This is a genomic window from Rhodopseudomonas palustris, from assembly GCF_034479375.1.
Lineage (GTDB): Bacteria > Pseudomonadota > Alphaproteobacteria > Rhizobiales > Xanthobacteraceae > Rhodopseudomonas > Rhodopseudomonas palustris_M.
Map to the genome: position 1 here is coordinate 2,900,775 of NZ_CP140155.1, position 12,755 is coordinate 2,913,529.

At 63.0% G+C, this 12,755-nt stretch carries 10 protein-coding genes; 2 read left to right on the forward strand and 8 right to left on the reverse strand.

The window, feature by feature from the left end; translation table 11 throughout:
* Positions 1-6 precede the first annotated feature (6 nt).
* Positions 7-1,323: an ABC transporter substrate-binding protein gene (locus SR870_RS13075; RefSeq protein WP_322513991.1), complete on the reverse strand. Its 1,317-nt coding sequence runs from the start codon at positions 1,321-1,323 to the stop codon at positions 7-9.
* Positions 1,324-1,397: 74 nt separating this feature from the next.
* The gene (locus tag SR870_RS13080) at positions 1,398-2,447 is read right to left on the reverse strand and encodes a carbon-nitrogen hydrolase family protein (protein WP_322513992.1); all 1,050 of its coding nucleotides are present in this window, start codon (positions 2,445-2,447) and stop codon (positions 1,398-1,400) included.
* A gap of 136 nt (positions 2,448-2,583) precedes the next feature.
* On the opposite strand from SR870_RS13080, the gene SR870_RS13085 reads away from it, so the two are divergent.
* Positions 2,584-3,555: a LysR family transcriptional regulator gene (locus tag SR870_RS13085; RefSeq protein WP_322518266.1), complete on the forward strand. Its 972-nt coding sequence runs from the start codon at positions 2,584-2,586 to the stop codon at positions 3,553-3,555.
* Between the two features lie 236 nt (positions 3,556-3,791).
* Here the strand turns inward: SR870_RS13085 and cbbX are convergent, their stop codons facing one another.
* From cbbX to SR870_RS13115, 6 genes are all read right to left on the reverse strand, one after another.
* Positions 3,792-4,706, reverse strand: coding sequence for a CbbX protein (cbbX, locus tag SR870_RS13090; protein WP_322513993.1), 915 nt, complete (start codon positions 4,704-4,706; stop codon positions 3,792-3,794).
* A gap of 2 nt (positions 4,707-4,708) precedes the next feature.
* On the reverse strand, positions 4,709-5,131 hold the full coding sequence (locus SR870_RS13095) for a ribulose bisphosphate carboxylase small subunit (protein ID WP_322513994.1): 423 nt from the start codon (positions 5,129-5,131) through the stop codon (positions 4,709-4,711).
* Positions 5,132-5,143: 12 nt separating this feature from the next.
* Entirely contained in the window at positions 5,144-6,601 is a 1,458-nt protein-coding gene (locus SR870_RS13100) for a form I ribulose bisphosphate carboxylase large subunit (protein ID WP_322513995.1), read from the reverse strand.
* 251 nt (positions 6,602-6,852) lie between these two features.
* A complete protein-coding gene (locus tag SR870_RS13105) occupies positions 6,853-9,501 on the reverse strand; it encodes a PAS domain S-box protein (protein ID WP_322513996.1) in 2,649 nt (882 codons plus the stop codon).
* A 178-nt stretch (positions 9,502-9,679) separates the two neighbouring features.
* Complete coding sequence (locus SR870_RS13110; RefSeq protein ID WP_322513997.1) at positions 9,680-10,543, reverse strand: response regulator; 864 nt, start codon at positions 10,541-10,543, stop codon at positions 9,680-9,682.
* Position 10,544: 1 nt separating this feature from the next.
* Positions 10,545-11,258 (reverse strand): response regulator, encoded by a 714-nt coding sequence (locus SR870_RS13115; protein WP_322513998.1) that lies wholly within the window; start codon positions 11,256-11,258, stop codon positions 10,545-10,547.
* A gap of 507 nt (positions 11,259-11,765) precedes the next feature.
* Between SR870_RS13115 and SR870_RS13120 the strand changes: the two genes are divergently transcribed.
* Positions 11,766-12,734, forward strand: coding sequence for a LysR family transcriptional regulator (locus SR870_RS13120; RefSeq protein WP_322513999.1), 969 nt, complete (start codon positions 11,766-11,768; stop codon positions 12,732-12,734).
* The last annotated feature ends 21 nt before the right edge of the window (positions 12,735-12,755 follow it).

Here is a 12,755-nt window from a genome sequence, read left to right on the forward strand (position 1 = left end):
TCCTCTTTAGGTGTAGGGGCCGAGCTTGCAGCCGAAGAAGTCCGGTGAATTCATCACGCTCTCGCCATCGACGATCTCGACGATGTCGTAGAAATCTTCCTTGTGCTTCATATCCGCAGGCTTCTTGCCGCGCAGAATCGGGATCGGCCGCACCATCTGGTGATCCTCGGCGCGGAAGTAGACCTTGCCGATCGTGGTGTCGTAGGGCTGCGCCTTGGAATTCTCCATCACCTTGATCACGTCGACCGGATTGAAGGTGCCGGCGCGCTCCACCGACATCGCCCACAGATAGGTCTGCATGTAGCCGATATGGGCGCCCCAGCGCGGATAATACTTGTTCTGCGCGACGAAGGTCTCGACAAAGGTCTTGGCGAGCGGGAAGGTGTCCTGCATGCCGAACCAGAAATCGCAGCTGCCGTAGACGCCCTGCATCAGCTCGGGGCCGAGTTCCTTGTCCTGGAACGACGACAGGTTGGGTACCACAAGCTTCATGCGCTTCAGCACGCCGAACTGTTCGGCCTGCTTGGTGGAGGCGACGGCATCGCCGCCGAAGGCGATGTTGACGAACACGTCGGCGCCGCTGTTGGCGATGTTGAGCAGCGCCGAGGAATAATCGGTGGTCCCGAGCGGCACCACTTCCTTGGCGACCTGCTTCCAGCCCTGCTCGGTCGAGAACTTGGCGAAGCTGTCATAGACGCTGTGGCCGTAAGTGTAGTCCGGCACCAGGAAGGCCATCTTGATGTTCTTGCCGAGCGCCTTGGCAACCACCGGCGCCAGCCCCTTGGCGGCCATGTAGGCGTTCTGCTGCGAGCGGAAGCCGTAACGCTGGCAGTTCTTGCCGGTGATGTCGTTGGAGCCGGCGATGCCGACCATGTACAGCACCTTCTCGCGCGAGCCGAGTTCTTCCAGCGCGATCGCGCTGGCGCTGGACACCGAGCCCGACACCATGATGGCCTTGTCGCGCTGGATGAACTGCGTGGCGCTCTGAACGTCGAGATTCGGCTTGCCCTCGGTGTCGGAGACCTTGTAGCGGATCTGACGGTCGAGCACACCCTTGCCCTTGAGGCCCCATTTCTGCGGGATGTCGCCGCCGGCATTGATCTGCGCGATCGCCAGCTCATAGCCGAGCTTGAGATCGCCGCCGTCGCCGGAAAACACGCCGGTGAGCGGGATGGTCAGGCCGACGAAGACCGAGTCCGCGGACACGCCTGCCGGGAACGTGCCGATGGTGGCCGGCGACTGCGCAAAGGCGCGTCCGGGAAGCGCGAGGCCGGCTGCGGCGCCGACTCCTCCGAGCAATAGCTGCCGACGGTCAAACTGCATGTCACCACCCTCTATAAGTTCAATCACCGCCGCCATTGGCGGTGAACTGCGTTCGGGGAAACGCCCCGGCGAAACTACTGACCGATACGCGCCGTCTGCAGCGCGCGGCCGGTGTCATCCTCAGTGTCGCCCGAGACCACGGCCAGCGGTGCGTCGTTGGTGAAGGTTGCAGGCGTCAGCCGACGGCGGTTGACGCTGAGGTCGAAAATATCGAAACGGTTGTAGTATCCGACGACGTCGTGAAACTGTTTCGGCTCGACGCATTTGTTGAGGTCGATGTCGGCATAGAGGATGCCCTCGTCCTCGCACAGCGCCTCGCCGATCTGCTCGCCGGTCGGATCCAGAAAGAACGAGGCCGCGCGCGGCGTGTTGTCGAGCACGGCAGCGGCTGACGGATCGCGCGCGACCAGCATGTCGCGCGCCGCCTTGTCGAGCACGCCGGCGGTGACGAGGCCGAAGACCTTCGCCTCGAAGCAATGCGCACTGGCACGGATCCGGGTCGCCGCCGCGATGTGGTAGTTGACCCCGTCGGCCGGGCGCCGGGTCGGCCAGACCGGCGGCCAGCTCGAAATGTGAAATTGTTCGCCCTGCGCCATCAGCGCGTAGCGCGCCAGCGGATTGGTGTTCTCGCCGCAGATCAGTTGGCCGATCCTGCCGAGGCGGGTATCCACGACGCGCAGACCCGCGCCGTCGCCGGCGCTCCAGATCAGCTTCTCGTAGAAAGTCGGCACCAGCTTGCGGTGGTGATTGAGGATCGCCCCGTCCTCGCCGATCAGCAGATTGGAATTCCAGATGCAGCCGACGCTGGCCGGCGACTTCTCGCTGATGCCGAGCGACACCACAACGCCGAGCGCCCGCGCCTCGTCCCGAATGGCCTCGACCTCGGGTCCATCGGCCAGCACCGACTGATCCGCCATTCGCACGAACAGGTCGTGATTGTCGATCGGCGCCCACAGCGCCGCCCAGACCGGAAACGCGGGGATGAATGTCTCGGGGAATGCAACCAGATCGGCCCCGGCGGAGGCTGCCTCACGGATGAGCGAGATCGCCTTCTTTGTAGTCGCGGCCTTGTCGAGGAACACAGGCGCAGCGTGGATCGCAGCGGCCTTGAAGCGGGGAAGCATGTCGTCGTCCTTTGTTTCCAACAGGCTAGGTCGCTTCCGGCGGCGGCAGGTAGAGGCAATCCTGCAACCCGGCTTGCAAGCGGCGACAATTCGCCTCAGCCGCACCGGCTGGCACGGCTTTTGCCGGTGTCATGGTATGAATGACTTCAACTCGCTCGACTGGGATGACCTGAAGGTGTTTCTGCATGCGGCCCGCGGCGGCAGCCTGGGCAGCGCGGCCAGACGCCTGAAGGTCGATCAATCCACCATCAGCCGCAAAATCGCGCATCTGGAGTGCACGCTGGGCACCGCGCTGTTCGAGCGGCTGCCGTCTGGACTACGCGTCACCGAGATCGGTGACCGACTGCTCTGCCATACCGAACGGATCGAGAGCGCCGTGATCGCGATGCGCGAGGACGTGCAATGCGGCAGCAGTCGCACCGCCGGCCGGGTTCGCCTTGCGACGATGGAAGGCATTGCTTCGCTGTATCTGGCTTCGCACTTCTCGCGCCTGTACCGACAGCACCCCAACCTGACGGTGGAGTTGCTGACCTCGCCGCAGACCGTTTCGGTCAACCGCCGCGAAGCCGATCTCTTTCTCAGCTTCTTTCGGCCCCGCGGCCAGGGCATGGTGTCGGAACGCCTCGGTTGCTTCGAACTGGGCCTCTACGCCTCGCAGGACTATCTCGACCGCAACGGCATCCCCGGCTCCGCCGCCGATCTCGTGCAGCACAGCTTCGTCACCTATATCGACGACCTGATCCAGCTCGATTCGGTGCGCTGGCTCGACGACATCATCAAGACTCCGACGGTGAGCTTTCATTCCAACAGCATGATCGCGCAAATGAACGCCGCCGCCGGCGGTCTCGGCCTGGTGTTGCTGCCGAGCTTCGCCACCAAGGGCCGCAACGATCTGGTGCCGGTGCTGCACGACCGGATGTCGACCGCGCGCGAATTGTGGATCAACGTTCACACCGATCTGCAATTCGTGCCGCGCATCCGCGCGGTGTCCAGCTTCCTCAAGGCGACCTTCAAAGCCGATCAGATCATGCAAGCCGACACATCGGGCGGGAAGCTGTTGAACGCACTCCTGGAAGCGGAACCTGCGATTTCAGCAGCCCGCGGCTAGAACAGTTCATCGATCGATCGAAGCGATATGGCCTTGCCAAATAAACTGACTCCTCATCCTGAGGAGCCCGGCGAAGCCGGGCGTCTCGAAGGATGGGGGGAGATCAGCGCAGGCGGCTCATGGTTCGAGACGGCGCTTCGCGCCTCCTCACCATGAGGTTGTACCTGTGGTGACGGCATCTGAGCCCGAACCTCTCCCGCAAAAGGCGGCGAGAGGTTCGGTCGAGTGCTCACAATTCAGGCGCCCTCGCCCTGGTCGAACACGCGGCTCGCCAGAACATCCTTCGCCTCGATGGTCATCAGATCGTCGGCGGAGAGTTTGCGGTCGAGGTCGGCGATCAGGCGGTTGGCCTGGCGCAGGCGGATTCGGTCCAGCGCGTTGCGGATCGAGCGGGCATTGGCGAACAACGGCTGGGTCTTGCGGATGCCGATGTAGCGTTCGAACGCCGCCCGCGCCTCGGCGTCGAAATGATAATTCTGTTCGACCAGCATGCCCTCCGCGATCCCGAGCAACTCGCCGTCGGTGTAGTCGGGGAAGTCGATGTGATGCGCGATCCGGGAGCGGAAGCCGGGATTGGACGCGAAGAACTTCTCCATCCGGTCGGCATAGCCGGCGAGGATCACCACCAGATCGTCGCGCTGGTTCTCCATCACCTGCAGCAGGATCTCGATCGCCTCCTGGCCGTAATCGCGCTCGTTCTCGGGGCGATACAGGTAGTAGGCCTCGTCGATGAACAGCACGCCGCCCATCGCCTTTTTCAGCACCTCCTTGGTCTTCGGCGCGGTGTGGCCGATATATTGCCCGACCAGCTCGTCGCGCGTCACCGAGACGACGTGACCACGACGGACGAAGCCGAGCTTGTGCAGGATCGAGGCGATGCGCAGCGCCACGGTGGTCTTGCCGGTGCCGGGATTGCCGGTGAACGACATGTGCAGCGTGGGGTTGCCGGTGGCGAGCCCCATCCGCTTGCGCAAACGTTCGACCAGCAGCAGCGCCGCGATCTCGCGGATCCGCGTCTTCACCGGGCGGAGCCCGATCAGCTCACGATCGAGCTGATCGAGCACCTCGCCGATGCCGACCTCCTCGAATTCCTTGCGGAGATCGATCTGGTCCGGCGGCGCTGCTTCGTTGTCGGCAGTGGTCGTGTCCAAGGTCACCCTCCGTAGCGGCTGCCTTCGGGCTTGTCGGCCGCATAGGGCTTTGTGGTGTAACGCATGTTGCGGCCATCGACTTCCTGCCGGTCGAGCCGGAAGCCGGGCTCGTCCTTCGGCCGGTTGACGATGAAGGACAGCCGCACCGACTCCCAACCATGAGAGGAGTCGAATGCCGACATCCGGATGTAGCGGTCGCCATAGACCTTGCGGCATTCGGCGAGTTCCAGCATCACGCCGGCAGCGTCCTGCAGATCGAACATCGGCAGGCCCCACATGTCCCAATAGGTGTTGCGGGGATGCGGATCGTCGGTGAATTCGAGGTTCACCGCCCAGCCCTTGCCGAGCGCGTATTGCACCTGTGCGGAGATCTGCTCGTCGGTGAGATCGGGCAGATACGAGAAACAGCCTTGGGTCATTCGCATGGGTTCTGCTCCTTAGACCGAGACGCTGGGGGTCGGCGCGTAGTCGGGGGTGTCGGTGGATTCGTAGTTGAACGAGACGTTCTTCCAGGTGTCGAGCGCCGCCTTCAGCGGCGTGCAGGTCTGCGCCGCCTTCGCGAGAATCTCCGGGCCTTCGTGCACATAGTCGCGGCCCTCGTTGCGGGCGAGGATCATCGCCTCCAGCGCGACGCGGTTGGCGGTGGCGCCGGCCGCGATGCCCATCGGATGGCCGATGGTGCCGCCGCCGAACTGCAGCACGACGTCTTCGCCGAGCAGATCGAGCAACTGGTGCATCTGGCCGGCATGAATGCCGCCGGACGCAACCGGCATCAGCTTGTTCAGGCTCGCCCAGGGCTGGTTGAAGAACAGGCCATGCTCGAGATTCATCGGATTGTAGTCTTCCCGGCAGATGTCGTAGTAGCCCTTGGTGGTCGACGGATCGCCTTCGAGCTTGCCGACCACGGTGCCGGCATGGATGTGGTCGACGCCGGCGAGCCGCATCCATTTGGCGATGACGCGGAACGACACGCCGTGATTGCGCTGCCTTGTGTAGGTCGAATGGCCGGCGCGATGCAGATGCAAGATCATGTCGTTCTTGCGTGCCCATTTCGCCATCGACTGGATCGCGGTGTAGCCGATCACCAGGTCGATCATGATGATCACCGAGCCGAGCTGTTTGGCGAATTCGGCGCGCTCGTACATCTCCTCCATGGTGCCGGCGGTGACGTTGAGATAGGTGCCCTTGATTTCGCCGGATGCGGCCTGCGCCTTGTTGACTGCCTCCATGCAGTAGAGAAAGCGTTCGCGCCAGTGCATGAACGGCTGCGAGTTGATGTTCTCGTCGTCCTTGGTGAAGTCGAGGCCGCCCTTCAGCGCTTCGTAGACGACGCGGCCGTAGTTGCGGCCCGACAGGCCGAGCTTCGGCTTCACGGTGGCGCCGAGCAGCGGGCGGCCGAACTTGTCCATGCGCTCGCGCTCGACCACGATGCCGGTGGCGGGACCCTGGAACGTCTTCACGTAGGCGACGGGCAGCCGCATGTCCTCGAGCCGCAGCGCCTTCAGCGGCTTGAAGCCGAACACGTTGCCGATGATCGACGCCGACAGATTGGCGATCGAGCCGTTTTCGAACAGGTCGAGGTCGTAAGCGATATAGGCGAAGTACTGGCCGGGCGAATTCGGCACCGGATCGACGCGATAGCACTTGGCGCGATACTTCTCGGCCGCGGTCAGGCGATCGGTCCACACCACGGTCCACGTCGCAGTCGAGGATTCGCCGGCCACCGCCGCGGAGGCCTCGATCGGATCGACGCCGTCCTGCGGCGTGACACGGAACAACGCTATGACGTCGGTGTCCTTGGGCTCGTAGTCGGGCTCCCAATAGCCCATTTTCTTGTATTCCATCACGCCGGATTTGTAGCGATCCTTGCCGCGGACGGTGACTGACTCGTTCATGTCGCTCCTCCTTGAATAGTCCCGGCAGCCGTAGCGGGCCGGATGACCTGGATGCCGTGTGGGCGCGACGTGCGGCTCGAGTAGTCGGCGTCGCGGTTCGTTGGAACGACTCTGACCACAAGGAGAAAAATAAGAGAAATTTTATAATCTTCGCGCAAGCAAAAGTATTGCTTATGTCGAGACCGCTGCGACTCGCTGTCCGAGTGTCCCAAGTCTTCGCGGAGCATGATGCCCGCGACCAGAGCGCCGGCTCATGCGACGTCGCGCAGCGAGTCGAGTTCGGGAACCGCCGAACTGATCGCGGAGTGGAGCGCGTCCAACGCCTCCGGCACCTCACCATTGCCGAGGCACGCGGTCTCCATTCTGCGACAAGCCTCCGCGAGCTGGGTGAAGCCGAGCTGTCCGGCGAGCGAGACCGTCTTGTGGGCGGCGCGGGCCAGTGCTTCGCGTGGATCCTCGTCGAGATCCGGCACCTCGGCGTCCGGCCACTGCGTGCGTATGGTCGTAACGGCGTCGTGCAGGCACCGGACGAAGCCGACAATGTCTGCATCGCTTGCGAACATCCGCAGATCTTCCAGCGCGATCGGGTCGCGTACCGGCGCCTCGCTCACCTTGCGGTCCGGTGCCGACGCGTTCGCCTCGCCAGACCGCCGATCGGCGCCAGCGTCGGTCCATTTGGCCACGCGGGCCAGAAGTTCAGCCCGATTGATCGGCTTTCCGATGTGGTCGTCCATGCCGGCCGCCTTGTAGCGTTCGACCTGTTCGGGGAGCACATTCGCCGTCAGCGCAACGATCGGCACAGCGGACAGACGGCCGCGCAAGGATCGAATGCGCCGTGTCGCCTCCATCCCGTCCATTTCGCCCATCTGCACATCCATGAAGATCAGATCGTAGGAGCGGGCATTCGCCATCGCGATCGCAGTGCCGCCGCTGTCGGCGACATCGACCTCATGACCGATACGACTCAGCATGGACTTGCACAGGTCGCGATTCATCTCGACGTCATCGACCACCAGGATCTTTCGCATCGGACTGTTCAACACGGGGCTTTCGCGCCTTTCGATATCGATCCGCTCTGCGATCGGCAGCTCGATTTCGAAGTAGAACGTGCTTCCTCGGCCGGCCTCGCTGTCGATCCGCAGTTCGCTTTTCATCGCCTGCACGATGCGCTGCGAAATCGAAAGCCCGAGCCCGGTGCCGCCGTATTTGCGCGATATGGTTTCGTCGGCCTGGCTGAAGCGCTTGAACAATCCTTGTTGATCGCGTTTCGAAATGCCGATCCCGGTGTCGACTACGGCGATCCGGAGGCGAACCATATGGGCGGCGCGCGACAGGCAGGAGACGATCAGTTCGACAGAGCCGGCCGCCGTGAACTTGACGGCATTGTTCATCAGGTTGAGCAACACCTGCCGCAGTCGCGCCGCATCACCCATCAGCACGGCCGGGGTGTCGTGCGCAGTCGCAACAAGCTTGAGGCCCTTCTCCTCCGCTCTGGGTTCAATGATCGATACGCAATTGTCGATCAGTTCATTGAGATATAGCGGTTTGCTCTCGAGTTTGACGCCGCAAGCCTCGATCTTGGAGAAGTCGAGGATGTCGTCGATGATCACGCGAAGCGAGTCGCTGGCTTGGAATATGCGCTCCACCTGGCGGCGCGTCGTGGGCGCGAGCCTCTGGTCTTCGAGGACGAGATCGGCATATCCGATGATGCCGTTGAGCGGCGTCCGGATTTCATGGCTCATATTGGCGAGAAAGTCCGCCTTTGCGGCGCCGGCCTGTTCGGCAGTCGCGCGCGCGGCCTTGAGTTGGTCCTCGTATTTGAGCTGTTCGGTGAGATCGACGGCGATTCCCAGAACGCCGAGGTCCGTGCCGTCCTTCGTCCGCAGACGGCACAGCGTCAACCTGACCGGAATGTGGTTTCCGATCTTGTCGACGTAGGTCCAGACCGACGTGTCCGGATCGTTGTGGGCGAGCAGCGCCTGAATGACGCGCTGCCCCGGCTCGACGTCGATGCCCTGCTTCCGCATCGCATCGGCCCTGTCCAGAAGCTCCTGCGGGTCGTGAAACAGCATCGCGGTCGCGCAGCCGATCAACTCCTCGGCCTTGTACCCCAACATACGTTCTGCCGCCGGGTTGAATAGGGTGATCGTACCGGTGACGTTGGTCGCAATCACCGCATAGGCCGCGCGCTCGAGGATGGCGGTCTGCAGCGTCAGGGTCTTTTCGAGGAGTGCAGTGCGGTCGGCGACCTGCCGCTCCAGTGACGCATTGAGATTGTGGATCTCTCTCTCCGCCTCCACGAGATCGGTGATGTCGCGCGCCGCCGTCGCCATCCCGATCAGCGCACCATTCGCCGACCGGATCGGCGACACGCTGACGGCGACGTCCACCAAGGCGCCGTTCGATCTCTTGCGCTTCGTCCAGAGATAGGCCACCGGATTGCCATCCCTGATTTCCGAGAGCATCTGCCGTTCCTCGTCCCGCAAATGCTCGGGAACGATCAGCTCGCTCGCGCCCCTCCCGATCGCTTGTCCGGCCGTATAGTCGAAGAGTCGCTCCGCCGCCTCGTTCCAATTGGTCACGGTGCCGTCGACGGACTCCGCGACGATCGCATGGCTCAGTCCCTCGACCATCGCCACGAGGCGGGATTGCTCCAAGTTTCTTTCTTTTCGTCGGGCTCGATAAGACGCCAGCAAATGGATGCTCGCGAGGAGCAGGAGGCCGCACGCCAGCGACCCTGCGACAGCCCAGCCCAAGCCCGCCCGGCCGGGCGCCTCGACCAGTGCCGGCTTCGACCACAGTCGGACTTCCATCACACGACCGTATATCTCGATCGTGCTCCGCCAGGTCTGCGGCGCCGACGAGCCTTCACCCGCGGACTGTCGTGGCGAAAGCTGCACCGAGTTTTCCGAATGCTCCGCCGCATAGACCAGACTTGATCCGGCCAACCAGCCGGCAACGGCCGCACTCAGGACGGACCTGATCGCTCCGGCAAGGCGCCTAGTCGCACGCCGAAACACGCCTCCCCCCCTGCACCGACCGGACACCGGTCCGGCCTTCTGTTCTCCGTTGCGAGGATCAGGACCGCTCACGATCAGACCACCCGTTCATCGTGCGGAAACCACTCGGCTCCGCCGAGCAATATTCCTGAATCGTCTCGAACAGATCGCTGACGTCGAAGGACTTCTTCAGAATCTTGATCGCACCGGCATGACCCATCACCTCGCGCCTCAGCAGTTTCGCGGTAGGCTCGTCGATCACCTTGCCACTCAGCACCACGACCGGAATCGTCGCCGTCGCCGGATAGCTCCGCAACCTGGAGATCAGCAAGCCGGCGTCACCTTCGGGCATATGGTAGTCCGTGACGATCAGACTGGGATAGTTCCAGATCGCCAGGCGCAACGCCCGTCCGGCGTTGGGCGCGAACAACACTTCGATGCCGAGCTTCTTGAGCCGACTCGCGAGGAACTCGCCGATCTCCTCGTCGTCATCGACGATCAGCACGCGCGGCCGGCTGGGCACGACATCCGGCGCGCCGGCCAGAGGACCCGCCTGTGTGGCGATCGCGGCCGCCATATGCGGAAATATCTCGATCAGAGCCCTGCTGATGTCGCGCCAGAATTCGGTGTGCTTGCAGGCGTAGAACATGCCCAGAGCCTCGCAGCGTTCGACGGTCTCCTCGCTGGAAATCCCGGTGACGACAATGACGTCCATCGGAGGGCCACCAGGCTCGAGCAAATGGCACGATGCGGTCAGCCCATCCAGCTTCGGCATATTGACGTCCACGATCATCAAATCGGGTGCCGTACGACGCGCCTTCAACAACATCTGCATGCCGTTGTTCGCGGTATCCACTTCGAAGCCCATCTTCCTGCAGCGTGTCGCCAGAACCGCCAGCACGCCCGGATCGTCGTCCGCTATCAGGATTCTCGGAGCGCTCATGTCAGTCTCCAATGTCTTCGGTTCGTCGATCCCGACGCGGCTCGTTCTCTCGATCGAGTAGACCGAGCAAACGATCGAGACGCGCGAGGACATTGGAGCGAGTCGCCGTGCCGCTGGCCAGGTTCTCGAGCTCGTGTTCTGTCGTTGCCGCGGCCTCGCTGATCGACGAGAAGCCGAAGATGCCCGCGACGCCTGCGAGTTTGTGAACGACATGACGCAGCGCTTCCGGCTGCGCTCCCGCCGCAAACTCCGGCATCAGATCTCGAAGGATCGAGGCATCCCCCCGAAGTCTTTCGGCGATTCCGATATCGGAAGGCGGCGGCGCACCGATCGGCCCTGCCGCCGCCAGATCGAGATAATTCAGCACGCTGTTCGCGAGCTCGCGCAAATTGAACGGCTTGACGATGACGCCGGCCGCCCCATACGCCATGTAGTCGACGACCTGCTCCAACCGACCGCAGGCGGTGGTGAGGACGACCGGGATGCTCGCGGTGCTTCCGATCTCGCCGAGTCGATCGAGTACCTCGATACCACTCAGACCATGCATCGACACGTCGCTGAGGATCAGATCCGGAAGCCAATCGGCGGCGGTGCGTACACCCTCGGCGCCGGAAAGGCATCCTCTCGTCTCCAGTGTCGGCTCGCGCGACAACACCGATGCGACGATCTCCAGCATCGCCGGATCGTCATCAATATGAAGAATTCGAATCGTCACTACGGCCCCCTCATCGCAGTCCACTCTTCGATCACAATCGCACGCTCTCGATCAGCCCGCACAAACGATCGGTACCGCACTGTGCACTGCGCGTACTAACATTACGTTTAGGTCAAATTCAGACTAATCACGCAAGTGCTGTACTACTCGTCACTATGCAGTATTGGGTGATTTCTGCGGATTTGTACGAGGTCGCTCACGATCCGACTTGAACTAATCGTCTTCGTGTCGACGCAGATCCGAGAACAGCCGAGAGAGAGAGAGAGAGAGAGAGAGAGAGAGAGAGAGAGAGAAGCGCACAGCACGTCACACCGGACTCAACGCTTACTCAGAAATCGAGGGCTCGATCGCACCGGTCCCGCTCGCCGAGACGGGCGACGCCCGTGCAGCAGCGTCGAACGGACTCCTCAGCCGCGGGGAAACATTCGGAGCGCCGCCGATCAATGTTGACCGCAACAGGCAAATAATGGAAACTTGCACATTGTCACTGTACGCAAAGTAATCGTTATGAGTCGTCAGTTCAGAGCCGTGTCGATTCGGCAGTTGCGCGCTCTTGCGGCGCTGGCCGAGACCGGCAGCATTACCGCTGCAGCCAACAAGTTGAATCTGACTCAGCCCGCCGTCACGCTTCAGTTGCGCAACCTGCAGGCCTTGGCCGACGTCCCGCTGATCCAGCGCAGAAGCGACGGCATGCAGCTGACCGACGCCGGCCTCGAAGTGCTGGCGCTGTGCGAACGGATCGAGGCGGCGATCGCCGCTTGCGAAACATCGCTGGATATGATCGCGGGCAAGACCGCCGGGCGGATCTCGATCGGCGCTGTGTCGACCGCGAAGTACTTCGTCCCGTTTGCGATCTCCGGCTTTCTCAAGCGGCATCCCAAGATCGACGTGCGACTGTCGATCGGCAACCGCCAGGAGATCGGCGCGGCGCTTCGCGGCTACGAGCTCGACATCGCCATCATGGGCCGCCCGCCGGTCGATCTCGACGTCGAGACTCATCTGATCGGCGACCATCCGCACGTCATCATCGCGCCGACGGCGCACCGCCTGGCGCGCAAACAGAACATCGCGCTGGCCGAACTGGCCGGCGAGACGTTCCTCACCCGCGAACGGGGCTCCGGGACCCGCAGCCTGATGGAGCAACTGTTCGGCGATGCCGGCATCCAGCCCAATATCGGCATGGAGATGGGCAGCAACGAAACCATCAAGCAGGCGGTGATCGCCGGGCTCGGTATGGCGTTTCTCTCCGCGCACACGGTCGCGACCGAACTCGACGAGCGGCGGCTGGTGATCCTCGATGTGGTCGGACTGCCGGTGGTGCGGCAATGGTTCGTGGTGACCCGCAAGGACAAGGTGCTGCTGCCGCCCGCCCGCGCGATGCTCGACTTTCTCGAAGCCGAGGCGTCGCACTTCCTGCCGCGCACCGATCGGCGGATGAGGCTGACGCGACCGTCGACGCGCGGCAAGCGCGACTGAAGCGGCCGGGGGCCTCGATCA

What these genes read in the sequence shown, in the direction of transcription:
- SR870_RS13100 (WP_322513995.1), bottom strand. Translation starts at nt 6,601, where the DNA reads ATGAACGAGTCAGTCACCGTCCGCGGCAAGGATCGCTACAAATCCGGC.
- SR870_RS13075 (WP_322513991.1), bottom strand. Translation starts at nt 1,323, where the DNA reads ATGCAGTTTGACCGTCGGCAGCTATTGCTCGGAGGAGTCGGCGCCGCA.
- SR870_RS13110 (WP_322513997.1), bottom strand. Translation starts at nt 10,543, where the DNA reads ATGAGCGCTCCGAGAATCCTGATAGCGGACGACGATCCGGGCGTGCTG.
- SR870_RS13095 (WP_322513994.1), bottom strand. Translation starts at nt 5,131, where the DNA reads ATGCGAATGACCCAAGGCTGTTTCTCGTATCTGCCCGATCTCACCGAC.
- SR870_RS13080 (WP_322513992.1), bottom strand. Translation starts at nt 2,447, where the DNA reads ATGCTTCCCCGCTTCAAGGCCGCTGCGATCCACGCTGCGCCTGTGTTC.
- SR870_RS13120 (WP_322513999.1), top strand. Translation starts at nt 11,766, where the DNA reads ATGAGTCGTCAGTTCAGAGCCGTGTCGATTCGGCAGTTGCGCGCTCTT.
- SR870_RS13085 (WP_322518266.1), top strand. Translation starts at nt 2,584, where the DNA reads ATGAATGACTTCAACTCGCTCGACTGGGATGACCTGAAGGTGTTTCTG.